20 protein-coding genes are annotated in these 20,047 nt (G+C 70.2%); 13 read left to right on the top strand and 7 right to left on the bottom strand.

Translation table 11 applies throughout. From position 1 onward, the window contains the following. Both CH341_RS35735 and rph read right to left on the bottom strand, forming a co-directional pair. On the bottom strand, nucleotides 1-201 hold a 201-nt coding region (locus CH341_RS35735), incomplete at its 3' end, for a non-canonical purine NTP pyrophosphatase (protein WP_281022006.1). After that, a complete protein-coding gene (gene rph / locus CH341_RS06065) occupies nucleotides 198-914 on the bottom strand; it encodes a ribonuclease PH (protein ID WP_111418135.1) in 717 nt (238 codons plus the stop codon). The genes CH341_RS35735 and rph, both read right to left, overlap by 4 nt. A 220-nt stretch (nucleotides 915-1,134) precedes the next feature. Here rph and hrcA point away from each other — a divergent pair, with 220 nt between their 5' ends. Next, on the top strand, nucleotides 1,135-2,208 hold the full coding sequence (gene hrcA, locus CH341_RS06060; protein WP_111418134.1) for a heat-inducible transcriptional repressor HrcA: 1,074 nt from the start codon (nucleotides 1,135-1,137) through the stop codon (nucleotides 2,206-2,208). Between the two features lie 104 nt (nucleotides 2,209-2,312). Then, a complete protein-coding gene (grpE, locus tag CH341_RS06055) occupies nucleotides 2,313-3,005 on the top strand; it encodes a nucleotide exchange factor GrpE (protein ID WP_111418133.1) in 693 nt (230 codons plus the stop codon). A gap of 37 nt (nucleotides 3,006-3,042) precedes the next feature. Here the strand turns inward: grpE and CH341_RS06050 are convergent, their stop codons facing one another. Further along, a complete protein-coding gene (locus tag CH341_RS06050; protein WP_170149492.1) occupies nucleotides 3,043-4,407 on the bottom strand; it encodes a glycosyltransferase family 4 protein in 1,365 nt (454 codons plus the stop codon). Nucleotides 4,408-4,862: 455 nt separating this feature from the next. Here CH341_RS06050 and CH341_RS06045 point away from each other — a divergent pair, with 455 nt between their 5' ends. Then, nucleotides 4,863-7,142 carry an FkbM family methyltransferase gene (locus tag CH341_RS06045; protein WP_111418131.1) on the top strand — a complete coding sequence of 760 codons (2,280 nt, stop codon included), beginning with the start codon at nucleotides 4,863-4,865 and terminating at the stop codon, nucleotides 7,140-7,142. A 16-nt stretch (nucleotides 7,143-7,158) separates the two neighbouring features. On the opposite strand, the gene CH341_RS06040 is transcribed toward CH341_RS06045, so the two are convergent. Further along, nucleotides 7,159-8,124: a hypothetical protein gene (locus CH341_RS06040; RefSeq protein WP_146604388.1), complete on the bottom strand. Its 966-nt coding sequence runs from the start codon at nucleotides 8,122-8,124 to the stop codon at nucleotides 7,159-7,161. A gap of 178 nt (nucleotides 8,125-8,302) precedes the next feature. Further along, nucleotides 8,303-8,530, bottom strand: a complete 228-nt coding sequence (locus CH341_RS06035) for a hypothetical protein (protein WP_146604387.1) — start codon at nucleotides 8,528-8,530, stop codon at nucleotides 8,303-8,305. 154 nt (nucleotides 8,531-8,684) lie between these two features. Here CH341_RS06035 and CH341_RS06030 point away from each other — a divergent pair, with 154 nt between their 5' ends. The 9 genes from CH341_RS06030 (at nucleotide 8,685) to CH341_RS05990 (ending at nucleotide 17,681) form a co-directional block, all read left to right on the top strand. Beyond that, a complete protein-coding gene (locus tag CH341_RS06030) occupies nucleotides 8,685-9,977 on the top strand; it encodes a glutamate-5-semialdehyde dehydrogenase (RefSeq protein ID WP_170149494.1) in 1,293 nt (430 codons plus the stop codon). Nucleotides 9,978-10,037: 60 nt separating this feature from the next. After that, nucleotides 10,038-10,838 carry a nicotinate-nucleotide adenylyltransferase gene (locus CH341_RS06025; protein WP_342635000.1) on the top strand — a complete coding sequence of 267 codons (801 nt, stop codon included), beginning with the start codon at nucleotides 10,038-10,040 and terminating at the stop codon, nucleotides 10,836-10,838. 123 nt (nucleotides 10,839-10,961) lie between these two features. After that, nucleotides 10,962-11,366, top strand: a complete 405-nt coding sequence (gene rsfS, locus CH341_RS06020) for a ribosome silencing factor (protein WP_210208192.1) — start codon at nucleotides 10,962-10,964, stop codon at nucleotides 11,364-11,366. A gap of 16 nt (nucleotides 11,367-11,382) precedes the next feature. Next, nucleotides 11,383-11,865, top strand: a complete 483-nt coding sequence (rlmH, locus tag CH341_RS06015; RefSeq protein ID WP_111418125.1) for a 23S rRNA (pseudouridine(1915)-N(3))-methyltransferase RlmH — start codon at nucleotides 11,383-11,385, stop codon at nucleotides 11,863-11,865. Between the two features lie 120 nt (nucleotides 11,866-11,985). Further along, nucleotides 11,986-13,311 (top strand): murein hydrolase activator EnvC family protein, encoded by a 1,326-nt coding sequence (locus CH341_RS06010; RefSeq protein WP_111418124.1) that lies wholly within the window; start codon nucleotides 11,986-11,988, stop codon nucleotides 13,309-13,311. Beyond that, the gene (locus tag CH341_RS06005; protein WP_111418123.1) at nucleotides 13,308-14,645 is read left to right on the top strand and encodes a S41 family peptidase; all 1,338 of its coding nucleotides are present in this window, start codon (nucleotides 13,308-13,310) and stop codon (nucleotides 14,643-14,645) included. Before CH341_RS06010 ends, CH341_RS06005 begins: the two co-directional genes overlap by 4 nt. A 174-nt stretch (nucleotides 14,646-14,819) precedes the next feature. Then, nucleotides 14,820-16,013, top strand: a complete 1,194-nt coding sequence (locus CH341_RS06000) for a divergent polysaccharide deacetylase family protein (RefSeq protein ID WP_245430899.1) — start codon at nucleotides 14,820-14,822, stop codon at nucleotides 16,011-16,013. 169 nt (nucleotides 16,014-16,182) lie between these two features. Then, nucleotides 16,183-17,145, top strand: a complete 963-nt coding sequence (locus CH341_RS05995; RefSeq protein WP_111418122.1) for a tripartite tricarboxylate transporter substrate-binding protein — start codon at nucleotides 16,183-16,185, stop codon at nucleotides 17,143-17,145. 29 nt (nucleotides 17,146-17,174) lie between these two features. Then, nucleotides 17,175-17,681: an RNA pyrophosphohydrolase gene (locus CH341_RS05990; RefSeq protein WP_111418121.1), complete on the top strand. Its 507-nt coding sequence runs from the start codon at nucleotides 17,175-17,177 to the stop codon at nucleotides 17,679-17,681. A 9-nt stretch (nucleotides 17,682-17,690) separates the two neighbouring features. On the opposite strand, the gene CH341_RS33600 is transcribed toward CH341_RS05990, so the two are convergent. Continuing rightward, the gene (locus CH341_RS33600; protein ID WP_146604386.1) at nucleotides 17,691-18,368 is read right to left on the bottom strand and encodes a hypothetical protein; all 678 of its coding nucleotides are present in this window, start codon (nucleotides 18,366-18,368) and stop codon (nucleotides 17,691-17,693) included. A gap of 57 nt (nucleotides 18,369-18,425) precedes the next feature. After that, nucleotides 18,426-18,707: a hypothetical protein gene (locus tag CH341_RS05985; RefSeq protein WP_111418120.1), complete on the bottom strand. Its 282-nt coding sequence runs from the start codon at nucleotides 18,705-18,707 to the stop codon at nucleotides 18,426-18,428. Nucleotides 18,708-18,929: 222 nt separating this feature from the next. Between CH341_RS05985 and CH341_RS05980 the strand changes: the two genes are divergently transcribed. Next, nucleotides 18,930-20,047: PAS-domain containing protein (locus tag CH341_RS05980; RefSeq protein WP_146604385.1), on the top strand; the 1,118-nt coding region annotated here is incomplete at its 3' end.

The following is a 20,047-nucleotide window of genomic DNA, read 5'->3' as shown; positions in this document are numbered from 1 at the left end:
GGCCGCGGCCGCCGCCTTGATGTGGGCGTTCTCGCGAAACGTCGTGCCGGTCTCGTCGGGCTCGGCGAGGCCGAGCTCGCCGGCCGAGACCGCCTCGATCCCGTAGGGGGCCAGAAGCTCGCGCATCTCGCGCAGCTTGCCGGCATTGTGGGTCGCGACGACCAGCCGGCCGGTCAGCGGACGATGCGCGTGTGCGTTCACATCACCGCCATTTTCTGCAGCTCGACCAAGCGCCCGATGCCCTTCCGGGCGAGCGCCAGCAGAGCCATGAACTGCTCCTCGGAGAACGGCACCTTCTCGGCCGTGCCCTGGATTTCGACGATCCCGCCGTTGCCGGTGAGGACGAAATTGGCGTCCGTGTCGGCGTTGGAATCCTCCGCATAGTCGAGGTCCAGCACGGCCGTTCCGGCATGCACGCCGCACGACACCGCGGCGACGTGGTCGCGCAGCGGATCGCCGTTGCGCAGCATGTCGCGCGCCTTCATCCAGGCGAGGCAGTCGTGCAGCGCCACCCAGGCGCCCGTGATCGAGGCCGTGCGGGTGCCGCCGTCGGCCTGGATGACGTCGCAGTCGATGGTGATCTGCCGCTCGCCCAGCACCTCGAGATCGACCACGGCCCGCATGCTGCGGCCGATCAGGCGTTGGATCTCGACGGTGCGGCCGGTCTGCTTGCCGGCCGAGGACTCGCGCCGGGTGCGCTCCGAGGTGGCGCGCGGCAGCATGCCGTACTCGGCCGTGACCCAGCCGCGCCCCTGGCCCTTCAGCCAGGGCGGCAGCCGGTCCTCCAGGGTCGCCGTGACCAGCACATGGGTGTCGCCGAACTTCACGAAGCAGGAGCCCTCGGCATATTTGACGACGGCACGTTCGAGCGAGACGGCACGCAGCTCGTCGGGCTGGCGGTGGCTCGGACGCATGGAAGGCTCCTCGGCGAAAGACGCTGTGGCGAAAGGTTCGGATTCGGCGGAAACGGCAGACGCCGCGAGCGCACGATCGGCGGCTCGCTTTTAGGTCGGCCCGGTCGGGGCGGCAAGGCCTGCTTGTGCGGGACACCCGCCCGCCGCACGGGCGCCTTGCGCTCCGCCTGCCGGAAGGACAAATCTGGGGGTCCCAACCCGTCTGCGTGAGACCCGGCCCTTGTCCCAGGACGTTCCGATCGGCTCCGGCTCCAGCCTCGTCCAGCTCAACGAGCGCTCCCGCGAGATTTTCCGCGGTATCGTCGACAGCTATCTGGCCACGGGTGAGCCGGTCGGCTCGCGCAACCTGTCGCGGCTGATCCCGATGACGCTGTCGCCGGCCTCGGTGCGCAACGTCATGCAGGATCTCGAGCAGGCCGGCCTGATCTACGCCCCGCACACCTCCGCGGGCCGGCTGCCGACCGAGTTCGGGCTGCGCTTCTTCGTCGATGCGCTGATGCAGGTCGGCGACCTGCCGGAGGACGAGCGCCGCAGCATCGAGGCCCAGGTCGCCACCGCCGGCCGCTCGATGGAAAGCGTGCTGACCGACGCCTCCGCCATGCTGTCGGGGCTCACCCGCGCGGCCGGCGTGGTGCTGACCACCAAGTCGAACGCCCGGCTGAAGCATATCGAGTTCGTCCGGCTGGAGCCGTCGCGCGCCTTGGTGGTGCTGGTGGCCGAGGACGGCCAGGTCGAGAACCGGGTGGTCGAGCTGCCGCCCGGCCTGCCGAGCTCCGCCTTGGTGGAGGCGACCAACTTCCTCAACCACCACATCCGGGGCCAGACCCTGCTCGACGCCAGGGCGGCCTTGGAGACGGCGCTCGCGGCGGGCCAGGCCGAGCTCGACCAGCTCACCCAGCGGATCGTCTCGGCCGGCCTCGCGAGCTGGTCGGGCGGCGACACCGAGGAGCGGCGGCTGATCGTGCGGGGCCACGCCCATCTGCTGGAGGACCTGCACGCGCTGGAGGATCTCGAGCGGGTGCGCCAGCTCTTCGACGAGCTGGAGACCCAGCGCGGCCTCGTCGACCTGCTCGGCCGGGCCGAATCGGCGGAGGGGGTACGAATTTTCATCGGCTCGGAGAACAAGCTGTTCTCGCTGTCCGGCTCGTCGACCATCATCGCGCCCTACCGGGACGGCGCCGGCCGCATCGTCGGGGTGATCGGGGTGATCGGGCCGACCCGGCTCAACTATGCCCGCATCGTCCCGATGGTCGACTACACGGCCCGGGTGGTCGGCCGCCTGCTGGGCGGGTGAGCCGTGGCGCCGCGGGCCGGTATGCCGGCCGAAACGCTTGATTTTCCGGCTTCGCGGCCCGATATCCGGGGTCGAAACATTCTCTTGCACACGGACGGACCGCCATGACCGACGACAAGGCCGGCGACGCCGCGCCCGCCCCCGAGGCGAAGGCCGCAGGCGCGCCCAGCAACTCGGCGACCCAGCCTGCCGATCCGATCGCAGCGACCGGCCCGCAGCAGGCCGACCCGCCGGTCGACGTTGCGGCGATTGCCAAGGAGGCCGCCGAGAACAAGGACCGCCTGCTCCGGACCCTGGCCGAGATGGAGAATCTGCGCCGGCGCACCGAGCGCGAGGTCGCCGACGCCCGCGCCTACGGCATCTCGGGCTTCGGCCGCGACATGCTGAGCGTCGCCGACAATCTCCGCCGTGCCCTCGCCGCGGTGGCGACCGAGAGCCGCGAGGCCATGCCGGCGCCGCTGGTCGCCTTCATCGAGGGGGTCGAGCTGACCGAGCGCGAGCTCCTCAAGGCGTTGGATCGCAACGGCGTGAAGAAGTTCGATCCGGTCGGCCAGAAGTTCGACCCGAACGTCCACCAGGCGATGTTCGAGATCCCGGATCCGAGCACCCCGAACGGCACCGTCGTGCAGGTCGTCCAGTCCGGCTACATGATCGGCGACCGCGTGCTCCGCCCGGCCATGGTCGGCGTGTCGAAGGGCGGCCCCAAGGCCGCGCCGGCCGGCCAGGCCCCGGCCGAGACGGCCAGCGCCGGCTCCTCCGCCAAGACCGAGCCGCCCGGAGACGCCGGCAAGGCCTGATCCGACAGTCGAACGGTCTGTGCCTCCGGCCGGCGGCTCACGCCGCAGCCAGGCGACCGTACAGCTCGCTCAGCCTGGCCCGGAACGCCTCCGGCGAGAACTGTCCGGCCTGCCGTCGGCCGCGGCGGCCTGCCGCCTCGAGGGCCGAGTCGGTCCAGGCGTACACGGTGCGGAACGCCTCCTTCAGCGCACCGACGTCGTGCGGGTCGACGTAGAGCGCCGCGGTGCCGCACACCTCGGGCAGAGCCCCCGCCGTCGATGCGATCACGGGCGTGCCGAGCGCCAGCGCCTCCAGCGCGGTCAGCCCGAATCCCTCGGCGATGGACGGGATCACCAGGGCCCGCGCCCCCTGGATCAGGTCGAACACCAGAGAGCGAGGCAGATACTCCAGCAGGATCACGTTGCGATCGCGCCCCTCGTCCCCGTCGTCCGGCGACTGCGGCGGCACGCTGCGCAACTGCTCGGCCGACAGCGCGTTTCGCGGCCCGCAGATGACGAGAGGCGCACCGACCCCGCTGCTGAGATAAGCCTCGACGGCGCGCGCCACGTTCTTGCGGGGCTCGATCGCGCCGACCATCAGGAAGTACTCGCGCGGCTTCAGCTTGAAGTTCTTCTCCAGGCTCGCCGTGATGTCTCGGACGTCGCGCGCCAGCACGGCGGGCGGGATGTCGTAGGTCAGCGAGGCATTGAAGATCTTGTCGTCAGGCACGCCCAACACCGACGCGATCTCCCGACGTGAGAACTCGGAGATCGTAACGATCGCATCGGCGATCTCGCAGCATTTTCTCGCGAGCCGGAAGTAGGCCTCCTTGTTGTCGAGCGTCGCGAACGGGATGACGAGCGGCATCAGGTCGTAGATCGTATAGATGGTGCGCGCCCCCGCCACCCGGATCGGCAGCATCGAGGTGAAGTGCGCCACGTCGATCCGGCGGCTCGGACGGAGCGTGAGAATCCGGTCGCGCTTGCGGAATCGTTCGAGCGCGTGGTCGAACACGTTCCTGGCGTTGATCACCGACGCGAAGCGTCCGAAGCGGTCGTGCAGGTGCTGTGTCTGCAGAGTGGACAGGTCGTCGATCTCGTCGAGCCCGCCGGTCCCGTAGGACAGCGACGCCAGGTCGGCCAATCCGCGCAACGACCAGAACCGGTTTCGTACCCAGCCCGGAATGTCCGAGGTCCGGTAGCTCTCGGGCGGACGCGAGCTGCCCGGATGATCGAAGGCGAGCACGGCGCTCGGGACCCGATCGGTCCTGCGCGCCCGCCGTAGCCGTCCGACGTTCTCGGCCCGCAGCAGCGTGACCTCGTGATCGCAGGCCGACACGTTGTTCGCCAAGGTGCGGGCGTAGGTCGCGATCCCGGTGCCTTCGGGAATCGAGCTGACGCGCGCGTCGATGAGAATTCGCATTCTTCCTGCCGCTCCGACGTCGCGTATCGAGGAATTGAACAGATCCGGACGGCACCGCGCCGCCGGCGCCCGGGTCGCGCCGTGCAAGAGCTTCGGACGAGCTGTCGAGAGGTGTCGTCGGCCTGGAGAGAAGGGACGAATCGCGACGTCGCGCCGACCATAAGTCACGCGGGCTCGCCGTGCCAAGCCGACACAGGCCCGTCGGCACAGGCTCATGATCCCGCCCGCGCGCCGCGCCGGTATTGCAAGGCCATCCTGACGAGACGGCATCGCGCCGATCGCGGATCGTCGTCCTGGATCGAGCTCCATTCGGTGCCCCCGAAGTGGATCACGGCAAATCCCACGTCGACGGCGCGCGTCGGACTCTCTACGACTCCCCGTGGCGCCACAGCGCGCCGTCACGAGAAGCCGCGCACGCGCCGAGCCGCGACAGCGCCGCCGCCACAGGAACACCCATGACGTCGCGCCACGACCGTTTCACCGTCCACCCGAGACTCGCCGATGCGGCCGACCTCCTGCGGCCCGGCTTCGGCGCCGGCTTCCGCAGCCGCTTCGGAGACGACGCCGCCCACATCACGCCGCGCAAGCGTTGGGAGTTCCTGTGGCTCGCGCAGGCGTTCGAGGAGCTGTACGGAAGCCGGCGCCCGAAGGCGATGCTCGGCCTCGGTGTCGGGCAGGAGTCGCTGATGCACCATTTCGCGCATCTGTGCGACGAGGTGATCGCGACCGACCTCTATCACGCGGGCGGCGCCTGGTCGGAGTCGCGCGTCGCCATCGATCAGGTCTACGCGGCGAGCCCGTTCGATTACCCGCGGAAGCACCTGACCGTCCGCAACATGGACATGCGGACGATCGACTACCCGGACCAGAGCTTCGACGTGATCTGGTCGTGCTCGTCGGTGGAGCACGTCTCGACGCTCGCCGAGTTCGTCGCGATGTTCCGTGAGATTCACCGGGTCCTGACGCCGGGCGGGCACGCCCTCATCACCACCGAGTACTCGCTCGACGCGCCCTATTTCCTTCCCGGGGTTCTTTCGCTGTGGAACGAGTGCGCACTGTTCGGGTCCGCCCTGCGCGGCCTCGAGCTTCAGGGCCACCCCGACCTCGTCCACAACGGCGCGTTGCCGGGGAACCGCGCCACGGCACGCCGCGACATCCATCGCCTGAACCGGATGACCAGCCTGCGCAGCGGCCCGTGCGGCGTCTGCATCCATGCCGGCTACACCCGGCTGACGCCCGTCGCCTTCGTGCTGCGGAAGACCGACGCGGCGTTCGACTGGCCCGAGCAACTCGGCGCGCCCGCATGGTACGGCCCGTTCAGCGCCGGCGTCGCGCTGTTCGCCGACCGCACCCGCTCGGCCGCCGCGGCCGAGCAGTTCGCCAAGGCCTTGGCGCTCGCCCGCGAGCCGGGCGCGCGCCTCCACTGCCATCGTTTCCTCGTCGACGCGCGCATCAACGCGGGCGAGGTCGCAGCGCTGCACACGGCGCTCGACGGCTTCGCCGACGAGGCGTTCGATCTCCCGGCCGACGACGACGCGCTCGATCTGATCAGTTACGTGGCCGCCGGTCAGGGACGCCTGGAGCTCGCCCAGGCGTGCTGGGAGCGGGCCCAGAATTCGCCCTCCGCGCTGCCGGCGAGCCGATTCAGAATCCGCGTCAATCAGCTCCGCGCCGTGCTGGAGGCGGACGGGCCGGGACCGGATTCCGATCGTCTCGGCACGCTGGTCGAGGCCGCCCGGCTGGAGGCCCTGGATTTCCACGGTGCCGACGATCCGGGCCTGCGGCACTCGGAAGCGGTGCTGTCGGAGCTGCGCACCGTTCACGGCCCGAGGCCCTCCGCCCCCGTCGGCAGCGCGCCGCCGCCGGCGACGCCGGGCCGTGCCGTACCGCCGCGCGCGCCGATCTCGCCACGCACACCGGACTTCGACCTGACCGCGCCGCCGCCGCGACCGATCGCCTATGTCGGTGACGGGATCGCGCTGACCAAGACCGTGTACGGCCACAAGATGTATGTCGACACCAAGAGTCAGGTCGGCGCCTGCTACCTGATGGACGGCTACTGGGAGGAATGGGTCACCCGCCGCCTCAAGGACTACGTCCGCCCCGGCATGCACGCGGTCGACGTCGGCGCAAACATGGGCTTCTTCACGCTGATGCTGTGCGACCTGGTCGGCGCCGACGGGCACGTCACCGCCTTCGAGCCCTGGCCTCCCTACCACGAGCTGCTCCGCCGCAACCTGGAGCTCAACGGGTTCCAGGGACGCAGCACCCTGGTGAACAAGGCCGTGAGCGACGCCGCCGGGAGCACGGACTTCTTCTTCGAGAACGCCTACGGCACCGGATCGCTCTCGGTCGGCATCCGCGACTTCGCCGCGGCCCACGGGGTGGCGTTCGGCTCCGCCGCGTCCACGGTGGAGACGGTCACGATCGACGATGTCCTGACCGACGGGGCGCGGCCCGTGGACTTCATCAAGATCGACGTCGACGGCGCCGAGCCCCTGGTGTTCAAGGGCATGCGGACGCTGCTCGCTCAGCGGCGTCCGCTCACCGTGTTCTGCGAGTTCACGCCGCTGATCCTGCGCAGCGGCGGGCTCGACCCTGCCGCCATGCTGGACGAGCTGCGCGGCATGGGCTTCTCGACGTCGAGGATCACGCCGGGCGGAATCCTGCCGATTCAGCCGCTCGACGCGCTCGCCGAGACGGACTGGATCGAGCTGTTGCTGGTCCGGTCGTGAGCGGGCCCGCGACCCGTCAGCCCCGCGGATTGACCCCGTCGCGCACCGCGCGGAAGCGCGGGAAGGCGTCGCTCCAGGCCTCGTTCCGGGCGATGCCGACGATCCGCACATAGGCGCCGGCGCCGAACCGGACCCACTGGACGAGCTTGATCGGCGTATCGGTCTTCGGGTCCTTGGCCTCGGCCATGACCTGATGGGTCTGGGCGGCGCCGCCGCCGAGCCGCAGCATCTCGGTCCCGACGATGCGCACCTCCTTGTAGGCCCCGAACCCGGCCAGGAGGTTGCGCGCGAACGTGTCGCGGGCGGCGTTCTCCTCCGGTCCGCCGCGGCCGATCGAGACGAGCAGCAGCGGCTGCTCGGCGACGTCGACCGTGTCCTTCGGGCCCTCGGTGAGCAGTGCGCCGGCGCTGCCCATCACCCGGATCGGGCGCATGCCGGAGAGCTCGTCGAGCCGGATCGGCAACAGGCCGAGCTGCTCCTCGATCGGCACCGTCTCGCGCATCGCGACGGTGGCCAGCATGCCGCGGACCGCGTCGTCGGAATAGGCCTTGGTCGACTCCTCCGGAACCTGGACGATCACCAGGGCCGAGGATTCGCCGGCCGGGGCGAGCAGGATCCATTTGCGGACCGCCTTGCCCTCGGCCTCCTGGCGGCCGGCCACCAGCGTGCCATTGCCGCCGGCCGGGAAGCTCTCGCGGCGCTCCTCGGTGATGCCCTGCTTCTTCAGGCGGTCGCGGCTGATCTGCTTGGAGGTCTCGGCGATGCTCTGCCCGGACACTTCGAGGATCAGCACCGAGGCGCCCGTGTCCTTGTCCTCGAAGCCCGGAAACCGGTCGGACGCCCGCAGGCCCCCGGCCGGGGAGAGGCCGACCTTGAGGCCCGGCGGGTAGACCGGGTCGGCCGCCCGGGCCGGCCCGGCGAGCACGAGCCCCGCCACGACGAGGCCCAGAACAGCCAAGCGGGTGGCTAGGCGAGTGGCCAAGCGGACGGCGATCGGACGGCGCTCTCGGATCATGTCTCTTCCCTCGACCGGACGGCGGGGCCGTCCGGATCGGGAACAGATGTCAGCCCAATGCGGCACGGTTCGGGCAGGACGCGGCTTAGCGACGCGGCTCGGGCGGCGTTCCGGCGGCACCTCGCCGTCAGGCGGAGCCCTGCAGTCAGGCCGAGACGGCTTGGCGCCGCCGGCGCGCGCCCCCCGTCCGGGGCGGCATCGGCCCCTGCGGCGAGGGCCCGTCGGCGGACGGCATCAGGTCGTAGCGCTGGCCGTTCGGCATCACGACATAACGCGAGACGACGCGGAGCGCGCCTTTGCGGTCCGGCTCGCCCTCGACGACGAGGCGGGTCCCCACCGGAAACCGGCGGGGCAGGCGCTGCTTGGGGGTCATGGCGTGCTCCGACAGGACGAATTCGTGCCGGCGGCGGGCGTCGGCCTCGGGATCCGCCCGAAACGCCACTCTGCCCCGCAACCGGTGGAACGAGGGCCGGCTTCGCAGCGGGCCTGTCGACATGCTAGGAAGGCATGATGACAACGGCATGTCGATGACGAGCGCCACCCTGACCACGAGCCGCAACCCCGACCTGACCGCCGTGCTCGGCGACATCGGCCGGCGTGCGCGTGCGGCGTCGCGCCTCGTCGCTCTGGCGACGACCGACCACAAGAACGAGGCGCTGTCCGCCATGGCGTCGGCGCTGCGCGCGGCAGCGCCCGACATCCTGGCCGCCAATGCCGAGGACGTCACCGAAGCCCGCAGCCGCAGCGCCACGGCCGCCCTGATCGACCGCCTGCGCCTCGACGCCAAGCGCATCGCCGCCATGGCCGACGGGATCGAGGTGGTCGCCGGCCTGGCCGATCCGGTCGGGGCCGTGACGGACGCCTGGACCCGGCCGAACGGCATGCGGATCGAGCGCGTGCGGGTGCCGCTCGGCGTCATCGGGGTGATCTACGAGAGCCGGCCGAACGTCACGGCCGACGCCGGCGCGCTGTGCCTCAAGGCCGGCAACGCCGTGATCCTGCGCGGCGGCTCGGACAGCTTCCGCTCGTCGCGGGCCATCCACGCCGCCTTGACCGAAGGCCTGCGGGCCGCCGACCTGCCCGAAGACGCGATCCAGCTCGTCCCGACCCGCGACCGCACCGCCGTCGGCCTGATGCTGGGCGGGCTCGACGGCAATATCGACGTGATCGTGCCGCGCGGCGGCAAGGAGCTGGTCGCCCGCGTGCAGACGGAAGCGCGCGTGCCGGTGTTCGCCCATCTGGACGGCAACTGCCACATCTTCATCGACGCGGCGGCCGACCTCGCGATGGCCCGGACCATCGTGATGAACGCCAAGCTGCGACGCACCGGCGTGTGCGGCGCCGTCGAGACCCTGCTGGTCGACCGCGCCGTCGCCGGCACGCATCTGGCGCCGCTCGTGACCATGCTGCTCGACGCCGGCTGCGCCGTGCGGGGCGACGCCGACACCCGCGCCGTCGACCCGCGCGTGACCGCCGCGGTCGAAGAGGACTGGTACACCGAGTATCTCGACGCCATCATCGCCGTGAAGGTGGTGGACGGCCTCGACGAGGCGATCCACCACATCAACCACTACGGGTCGCACCACACCGACGCGATCGTGACCGCGGACCCGGCGGCAGCCGAACGGTTCCTGGCCGAGGTCGACTCCGCCATCGTCCTGCACAATGCCTCGACCCAGTTCGCCGACGGCGGCGAGTTCGGGTTCGGGGCCGAAATCGGAATCGCCACCGGCCGGCTGCATGCCCGCGGCCCGGTCGGCGTCGAGCAGCTCACCACGTTCAAGTACCGCATCCGCGGCTCGGGCCAGACCCGTCCTTAGGGTCGAGCGATCCTCCCCGGCCGGGAGGGAGCGAGCGGAGCCGGAGGGATCCTCGATTCCATGTCCATGGCGTACGATTCGCTCCGGCCCGTCCCGGCGCGGCAGGACACGGCGCTCCTGGGCCGCGACTACCGCGTGCCGCTCTATGCTCCCGGCATGCGGATCGGCCTGTTCGGCGGCACCTTCGATCCACCCCACGAGGCGCATCTCGCGGCCTGCCTGCTCGCGATGCGGCGCCTCCAGCTCGACCGCGTCTGGTGGCTGGTCACGCCGGGCAATCCGCTCAAGAACACGGCCGGCCTGGCGCCGCTCGCCGAGCGCATCGCGGCGGCCCGCTCGCTCGCCCACCACCCGCGCATCGACGTGACCGGCGTCGAGGCCGCGGTCGGGGTGCGCTACACCTACGATACCGTGCGGTATCTGGTGACCCGCTGCCGCGGCGTGCGTTTCGTCTGGATCATGGGGGCCGACAACCTGCGCAGCTTCCACCGCTGGAACAATTGGCGCGGCATCGCCGCGCTCGTCCCGATCGTGGTGGTGGACCGGCTCGGCCCCAGCCTCTATGCGAGCGCCGGCGTCGCCGGGCGGGCCCTGTCCTTCGCCCGGGTGCGCGAGGAGAACGCGGTCCGCCTGCCGATGCTGAAGCCGCCGGCCTGGACCTTCCTGCACGGGCTGAAGTCGCCGCTCTCCTCGACGCAGCTGCGCGCCAAGCGGCGGCCGACCGCCGGCGACGGAGCCGGCGATCACGACGGCCGCCCCGATACCGCCGACGGGGACGAGGACGCGGCCGCGGTGCCGGCCATTGTGGCCCGGACGCACGAGTCGGAAAGAAACCTCAGGCGCGGCACCGGGGGTGGTTGAATCCGTTTACCCCGACCACTTATCTTGTGAGTCGCCCGGACAGACAGGCCCGGGTCTTGCTGGAAGGAAGGTCCCCTGACGACATCTGCGCGCTCGCGGGCGAGCGCCCAAAGAAAGCCCGCCGTGGTCTCCCGCCAGGTCGCGTCCGATGCGGTTCCGTTGCAACCGGCATCGCCGAAGCGCCCCGAGGCCGAAGAGACGATCCGACTGATCCTCGCGCGCCTCGACGACATGAAGGCCGAGGACCCCCTCACCATCGATCTCCGCGACAAGTCCGCGATCGCCGACGCGGTCGTGATCGCCAGTGGTCGCTCCAACCGCCATGTCGGCTCGATCGCCGACCGGGTCGTCGAGGACCTGCGCGCCGCGGGCATCCGGACCCGGGTCGAGGGCATGCCGCATTGCGACTGGGTGCTGATCGATGCCGGCGACGTGATCGTCCACGTGTTCCGTCCGGAAGTCCGCAGCTTCTACGCTCTCGAGAAGATGTGGGCCGCCGGGGACACGGGCACGCGCCGCGCCGGCTGAGCCGCAGGGACCGGCCATGCGGCTCGTGGTCGCCGCGGTCGGCCGGATGAAATCGGGCGCCGAGCGCGACCTCGCCGAGCGTTATCTCGATCGCCTGGAGAAGGCGGGCCGGGCGATCGGCCTGCGCGGCATCGAGGTCGTCGAGATCCGCGACAGCCGCGCCCAGGAGGTCGAGCGCCGCCGCCTCGAGGAGGCGATCGCGCTCGCCAATGTGATTCCGGACGGCGCCGCCGCCGTCGTGCTCGACGAGCACGGCCGCAACCTGGACAGCGCCACGATCGCGGGCGAGATCCGGGGCTGGCGCGATTCGGGACGCGAGGCCGCCGTGTTCGTGATCGGCGGAGCGGACGGGCTCGGGGCCGAGATTCGGCGGCGCGCCGACGTCACCCTGTCGTTCGGGGCCGCGACGTGGCCGCATCAGCTCGTGCGCGTGATGCTGCTCGAGCAGCTCTATCGCTCCGTGACGATCCTGTCGGGGCATCCGTATCACCGGGCCTGAGCCGCAAATGATGGACGCGAATTCATCCGCGCTGGACGGCGGGGACGCGAAGCCGCCCCAATCGACGGCTACAGGCGATCCGTTCCCGCGTTCCGCGATTCAGGACCGACCGCGCAACCGATGACGCCGAGCCAGTCCTCACGACCCGCGCACGCCGCGCTCTCGCTGGCGCTCGCCTTCGCCTGCGCGGTCGCGCCCGCGGCGCCGGCCGGCGCCCAGTCCGAGCGCGTGCGCGGACCGGCGGCGCTCGACACCATCCGCCAGCGCGACCAGGAGCTCGAGACGATCCGGGCCGAGCAGAAGCGCGCGTCCGAGACCGAGAAGACGCTGCGCGCCGAGATCGACCGCCTGGGCGAGGACCGGCGCAAGCTGAACCAGACCATGATCGACACGGCCGCGCGGGTGCGCGGCGCCGAGCAGGCGATCGCCGCCATCGAGGCGCGGCTCGATCTGCTGGAGTCGACCGAGCACGGCATCAACGGCTCGCTCGAATCACGCCGGGCCGTGATCTCCCAGGTGCTCGCGGCGCTGCAGCGTCTCGGCCGCCGGCCGCCGCCCGCCCTGCTGGTCTCGCCCGAGGACGCGCTGAAATCGGTGCGCACCGCCATCCTGCTCGGCGCCGTGCTGCCCGAGCTGAAGGCGGAGGCCGAGGCGCTCGCCACCGATCTGGCCGACCTGGTGCGGGTCCGGCGCGAGAGCTCGGCCGAGAAGACCAAACGCGCCAACGACCTCGCCGTCCTGTCCGAGGAGCGCACCCGGCTCGGCATGCTGATCGAGGAGCGCCAGCGCCGCCTCGGCGAGGTCGAGAAGGAGCTCGACACGGCGCGCCGCCGCGCCATGCAGCTCGCGCTTCAGGCCGACAATCTGAAGGACCTGATCGCGCGGCTCGAGCAGAATCTCGATTCGGCCGCCCGCACGGCGCGCCAGAACGCGGAGCGCCAGGCGGCCGAGCCGCGGCGCGACCTCGCCGCCCTGAGGGATCCGGGCCGCCTGGCGCCGGCGATCGCGTTCGCCTCGGCCAAGGGTACGCTGCCGCTGCCCGTCAACGGCATGCGGCTGCGCGAGTTCGGCGCCTCCGACACGCATGGCGGGACGGAAAAAGGGCTGTCCATTACCGCACGGACGGGTGCACAGGTGACGGCACCGTGCGACGGCTGGGTCGTCTACGCCGCCCCGTACCGCTCTTACGGCCAACTCTTGATCCTCAATGCCGGCGGTGGATATCATGTGCTGCTGGCGGGCATGGAACGGATCACGGTCGACCTCGGCCAATTCGTCCTGACCGGAGAGCCCGTAGGGACGATGGGAAGCAGCGGCCCGGCGATGGCGAGCGCCACCCCCGGATCATCACAACCAGTCCTCTACGTGGAGTTCCGGAAAGACGGTCTCCCCGTCGATCCGTCCCCATGGTGGGCAACCAACGATAGCGAGAAGGTCCGCGGATGATGCGAAAGACTTCACTGGTTCTGCTCGGGGCCGCCACGGGTGCCGCCCTGACGGTGCTCGCGACCCAGCCGCCGACCGGTCTCCTGTGGTCGACCGCCAAGGCCGCGTCGTCCGACACCTATCGTCAGCTCAATCTGTTCGGCGACATCTTCGAGCGCGTCCGCTCGCACTATGTCGAGAAGCCCGACGACTCCAAGCTCGTCGAATCGGCCATCAACGGCATGCTCTCGGGGCTCGATCCGCATTCGAGCTACATGGACCCGAAGAGCTTCCGCGACATGCAGGTGCAGACCCGCGGCGAGTTCGGCGGCCTCGGCATCGAGGTCACGATGGAGGACGGGCTGGTCAAGGTCGTCGCCCCGATCGACGACACGCCGGCCGCCAAGGCGGGCGTGCGGGCCAACGACGTGATCACGCATCTCGACGGTGAGGCCGTGCAGGGCATGACCCTGAACCAGGCCGTCGAGAAGATGCGCGGCCCGGTCAACACCAAGATCAACCTCAAGGTGATGCGCAAGGGCGCCGAGAAGCCGCTCGAGATCGCCATCACGCGCGACATCATCCGGGTCCGCTCGGTGCGCAGCCGCATCGAAGGCCAGGACGTCGGCTACATCCGCGTGACCCAGTTCAACGAGCAGACCACCGAGGGCCTGAAGAAGGCGATCGGCGACATCTCGGCCCAGATCCCGGCCGACAAGCTGCGCGGCTTCGTCATCGACCTGCGCAACAATCCGGGCGGCCTGCTCGACCAGGCGATCTCGGTCTCCGACACGTTCCTGGACCGTGGCGAGATCGTCTCGACCCGCGGCCGCGATCCCGACGAGACCCAGCGCTTCAACGCGCGTCCGGGCGACCTGACCAAGGGCAAGCCCGTGATCGTGCTGGTCAACGGCGGCTCCGCCTCGGCCTCCGAGATCGTCGCCGGCGCCCTGCAGGATCACAAGCGCGCGACCCTGGTCGGCACGCGCTCGTTCGGCAAGGGCTCGGTGCAGACCATCATCCCGCTCGGCGCCGGCAACGGCGCGCTGCGGCTGACCACGGCCCGCTACTACACGCCGGCCGGCCGCTCGATCCAGGCCAAGGGCATCGTGCCGGACATCGAGGTCCTGCAGGACGTGCCGGACGAGGTGAAGTCGCGCGCCGAGATGCGTGGCGAATCCTCGCTGCGCGGCCATCTGAAGGCGGACGGCGAGGAGCAGGCCGGGTCGCAGTCCTACGTGCCGCCGGAAGCCAAGGACGACAAGGCGCTCAATCTCGCCCTCGACCTGATGCGCGGCACCCAGGTGAACGCCGCCTTCCCGCCGAGCGGCAAGGCCGCCTCCGTGCCGAACTGAACCGGCGTCACACCGCCACGAGACCAAGGGGCGGCCGCAGGGCCGCCCCTTTTGTTTGCGACCGGCCGGGCCCGCTCGGCTCCGGTGTTTGCTGCACGGGATCAGGATGTTGGGCTGGGCCAGCGGTGATTCGCCCGTGCTAGACTCGCGCACGTGATTCGCGAGGAGGCCCCGGTGGCCGGCGACGACCTGGAAAAGCCGCTCGGCGTAGCGGAGACCCCCCACAAGCGGCGCCATATCCCGATCGGCATGCCGATCGCGGCCCTGCTCGGCCTGTGCATGGCCGGCTTCGTGGGCTGGGCCTTCGTGGTCGACGACCCGCTCGGCGGCGAGCCGGTAGCCGTGATCAAGCTGCCGTCCGGCACGCTTCCGGCCGCTTCGGCCGGTGGGGCTCCGGCAGCGTCCCCCTCGGCCGAGGCGCCGGCGGCCGACAAGAGCGTGGCCGCAGCGCCGGCCCCCGCCGCGGCCCCCCCGGCGGGCGGACAGACCATCACGATCATCGACGGCTCGACCGGCAAGCGGCAGGAGGTGACGCTTCCGGCCGGCGGCGGCGGCGAGAAGGTCGCGGCCGTGGAGCCGCATCTGCTCGAGGCGACCCGGCACGGCCACGTGCCGCGGATCGGCCTCGACGGGGCCCGCCCCTCGGCCGCCTATGCGCGGAAACCGCCGGCGGGCGCCACCGCCCAGAGCGTGCGGATCGCCCTCGTGGTCGGCGGCCTCGGCGTCAGCGCCACCGCGACGGCCGACGCGATGAGGAAGCTGCCCGGCGTCGTCACCTTCGGCTTCGTGCCGTATGGCGGCGATATCGAGAAGCTCGCCGCCAAGGCGCGCAGCGATGGCCACGAGCTGCTGCTGCAGCTCCCGATGGAGCCGTTCGAGTATCCGGACAACGATCCGGGGCCGCAGACGCTGCTCACCTCGCTCACCTCCGAGCAGAACGTCGATCGCATGCAGTGGGCGATGAGCCGCATGCAGGGCTATGTCGGGATCATCAACTACATGGGCGGGCGCTTCACCTCGACCGAGACGGCGATCGGCCCGGTGCTGCGCGAGGTGGCGAAGCGCGGCCTCGTCTATGTCGACGACGGCTCGTCGCCGCGCAGCCTCGCCGGCCAGTTCGCCGGCGCCAACAACCTGCCCTTCGCCAAGGCGGCCGTGGTGCTCGACGCGGTGCCGTCCAACGCCGAGATGGACCGCGCGCTCGCGAAGCTGGAGGCGACGGCCCGCGAGGCCGGCAGCGCCGTCGGCGTCGCCCGCGCGCTGCCGCTGTCGATCGAGCGGCTGGCCCAGTGGATCAAGCAGGCCGAGGGCCGCGGCATCGTGCTGGTGCCGATCACGACGCTGACCGCGCGGGCCAAGCCGAGCTGAGGCGCGCGCCGGCGCCATCCTCGATGCCGCATTCGGGTGTCCGGCGGCTGTCGCGGTCGTGTTCGAGCCTTGTGATTTTCTTCGGCCACTGGTGCCGCCGGACCGGGAAACGGTCTAGATTGCGACTCTTCGACCCGCCGTCGACCCCCGGTTTTCCCGGAGCTCCGCCATGAAAGCCGCCGCTCTCCTGGTCGCCGCCCTCGCCACGGCCGTCGCGCCGCCGGCGGCCGTCGCCGACGACTATCCGACCCGCCCCGTCACCATGGTGGTGCCGTTCGCGGCGGGCGGCACGTCGGACGTGATCGCCCGCATCGTCTCCGAGCAGATGAGCCAGGCGCTCGGCCAGCGCATCCTCAACGAGAACGTCCCGGGCGCCGGCGGCTCGACGGCGCTCGCCCGCGTCGCCCGCGCGCCGGCCGACGGCTACATGATCGCCATCGGCAATGTCGGCACCAACGCGGCCGCCTACGCGATCTATCCCGAGATCAAGTACACCAACGACGACTTCGTCCCGATCGGGCTCGCCGCCAAGACCGTGCCGGTGATCGCCGTCCGCAAGGACTTTCCGGCCGCCGACCTGAAGGCGTTCATCGCCTACGTCAAGGCGAACCCCGGCAAGGTCAATCTCGGCCACGCCGGCATCGGCTCGTCGAACTATCTCATCTGCAAGACCTTCATGGCGGCCGCCGGCATCGACGTGACGCTGGTGAGCTATCGCGGTGCCGCGCCTGCCCTCAACGACCTGATGGGCGGCCAGGTCGACGGCGTCTGCGATGCCGCCGCGTCGGTGTCGGGCGCGATCCAGAACGGTCTCGTGCGCGGCCTCGTCGTCTCGGCGCCGGGCCGCATGAAGACGATCCCCGACGTGCCGACCGCGACGGAGGCCGGCCTGCCCGAGTGGCAGCAGCAGGGCTGGAACGCGCTGTTCGCGCCCAAGGGCACGCCGCAGGCCGTGATCGACCGGCTCAACGTGGCGCTGCGCAAGGCGGTGGCCAGCGAGGCGCTGCAGAAACGCATGGACGATCTCGGCTCGATCCCGGCGACCGAGGACGAGATGGTGCCGGCCAATGCCGGCCGCCTGGTCGTCTCCGAGATCGAGAAGTATCGAAAGGTGCTGGGCCCTCCCCAATGAGAGGCCCGGCCGCCCACGGTGAGCCAGCGATGACCCGCTTCGAAGTCCTCCCCTACCGTCCCTGCGTCGGCGTGATGGTGCTCAACCGCGACGGCCTCGCCTTCGTGGGCCGCCGCACCGAAGGCCCCGAGCACGTCGACGAGGTCCACGCCTGGCAGATGCCGCAGGGCGGCGTCGATCCGGGCGAGGATCCGTGGCCGGCCGCGCTGCGGGAATTGTGGGAGGAGACCTCGATCCGCTCGGTCGAGAAGCTCGGCGAGGTGCCCGAGTGGCTCGCCTACGACATCCCGCGCGACATCGTCGGCCAGGCCTGGAAGGGCAAGTATCGCGGCCAGACTCAGAAGTGGTACGCCCTGCGCTTCACCGGCGACGAACGCGAGATCGACGTGGCAGCGCCCGGCGGCGGCGCCCACGAGCCCGAATTCGCCGAGTGGCGCTGGGAGAAATTGGAAAACCTGCCGGGCCTGATCATCCCGTTCAAGCGCCCCGTCTACGAGCGCGTGGTGAGCGAGTTCGCCAAGTTCGCGCGCAAATGATTGGCAGGCTCACGGCAGCGATTCAGGATATTGGTTCTTGCCCGGTTCTGATGAGCCCACTCGGCGTTGCTGTTCGATATTCCGCTGAACGAATGAGCCTATAAACGCACCCAGCGTAAGCTTCCCGAGCTCAAGGATTTGATCTGCGCGGGTTTGATTTGTGACCACCACCGAGAGCAGTATCAGGCCAATAGTGAGTGCGATGGTCGCTAATGGAAGACCAGTAAATCCGAGCTTTGTGAACGTTCCAGAAAACCCGGAAAGCGCTGACAGCCTGATGTATTGATCTATCGATTCAGAGCGCGCTTCCGAGATCAGCGGCTCAAGAAGAGCCCTATCCTCGCGACGTATGATTTGACTCTGAAGACTTCCCAATTTCGAAAAAATATTCAATGCAATGAACGCCGAGGCAAGCGCCAAAAACAGCACAAAAAACTCTCGCGGATAATTTTTGTAGATGAACTCTAAGGCACCTTCCGTTTTTACAACATCGGCGCTCGTAAACTTAACTAGAAAAAGAGATAACACGATATATGTGACGCAAATTGCAAAGCAGGCGGAAAATAGCCCACCCGCAAAAGTGAGGGCTCTTTCGGCGTTCGACATCCGCTTGAGAACCGATTCCGTCAGTGCAGGCTCTTTCGGTGAATCGTCCTGTTTCGGTGTGTCGTCTGCTGTGTTGGTCATGAGGTCCCCTAAAGCCGTTGGGTGCATAAGTTACAGACCCAGGGCCGCCTCTACAACTCACCGTTGATTTACTCCTCCTTCAAACGCGCATGGACGTTCTCCGGCCGCCATCATTACCCGGCCGCGGGGGGTGAGGCGGACCGGGGCGGTGTCGCGGCTCGGGGCGCCGGGGCCGATCTCGACCAGGCCGTCGATCAGCGCATCCTCCCAGATCGACAGGCGGGGGCAGCTCGTCCGCCAAGCCTCCATCACCTCGGCATAGCTGCGCGGGTGCTCGGCCAGCCAGCCGAGGAACTGGAGCGTGAGATACGCCGCAGGCGAAGTCTCGGTCCTGGTCATGCGTGCTCCTCGGAACAGCGCCGGGCGGCGCGGCCGCGCTGAAAGCGCCGCCATGGTAAACGCCGGCGTTAACCGTCCGGGCCCGCCTGAATCGCCGCGGAATTCGGGCGCCGCCCGCGGCGCGACCGGGACGGAGGGCGTCCGTCGTCTCGCATTCGAACAAAGTTCCATTAGGAGTTTAATCGAAGTCTCCACGCCGCAAAACCAGAGCACGTGGAGCCCATGACCCATCATCCCGACACGACCCTTCCGGCCCTCCCGACGACGATCCGGCCCGGCCGGCATTCCAGCCGCAGGATCGCCCGGCTCGCCGGCGCCACGGCCGCGCTGATCGCGACCCTCGCGGCGGTCGCGATCGCGGCCCTCCTGTCGAACGGCACTGTCGGAGCGGCGTCCGTCGTCGCGGTGATCGGGCTCTCGGCCACGGCGCTCGCCCTCGCGCTGCGGCGCGCAGTGCAGCATTCGGCGGGCGAGACCCAGGCCGGCGCCGACCGGTGGACCGACACGGCCTCGTCGCACGCCGTGCTCGACGCCTCGGCCGCCGCCGCCGAGCGCGAAAGAGTCCAGGACACGATCCGCAGCGCCAAGCAGACGCTCGACACCGCGGTGAACAATATCGGCCACGGCGTCGTCGGCATCGACGCGTCGATGCGGCTCGTCCTGTGCAACGACCGCTATCTCGAGATGTACCGGATCTCGCGCGAGGAGGCCGAGCCCGGCCTGCCGTTCGAGGGACTGCTGCGCCGCAAGGCGCGCGTCGGCACGTTTCCGGGCTGCCCGGAGGCGTTCATCGGCTGGATGGCGGACCGCCGGGCGACCACCGGCGAGATCGAGCTGGCCGACGGCCGCGTCATCCGGGTCACCAACCGGCCGCTCGCCATCGGCGGCTGGGTGTCGACCCACGAGGACATCACGGCGCAGCGCCGCGCCGAGGCCGCGGCGGAGCAGACCGTGACGTTCCTGACCGGCGTGCTCGACAACCTGCCGGACGCGATCGTCGTGAGGGACGCGCGCGACCGGCGCTACGTGCTGGTGAACAGCGCGGCCGAGGCGCTGCTCGGCGTGTCGCGGGCCGCGGTCGTCGGCCGGACGGCCGACCAGGTGTTTCCCGAGGCGACCGCCGACCGGATCGTGGACGACGACCGGACACTCCTCGACACGGGGTCACCCGTGCTGGTGACGGAGCGCGCCATCGAGACGCCTGCGAGCGGACCCCGCATCGTCTTGGCCCGGAACGCCGTGATCCGCGACCGGACCGGCGCGCCGATGGTCCTGCTCACCGTCATCGAGGATCGGACCGGCCGGATGCGCCGGGTCGCACCGCCGCCGCTGCGGCTGGC

This window comes from Rhodoplanes roseus (genome assembly GCF_003258865.1).
In the GTDB taxonomy this organism is placed as follows: Bacteria; Pseudomonadota; Alphaproteobacteria; order Rhizobiales; family Xanthobacteraceae; genus Rhodoplanes; species Rhodoplanes roseus.
This window is presented reverse-complemented; position numbering and strand designations above follow the sequence as displayed.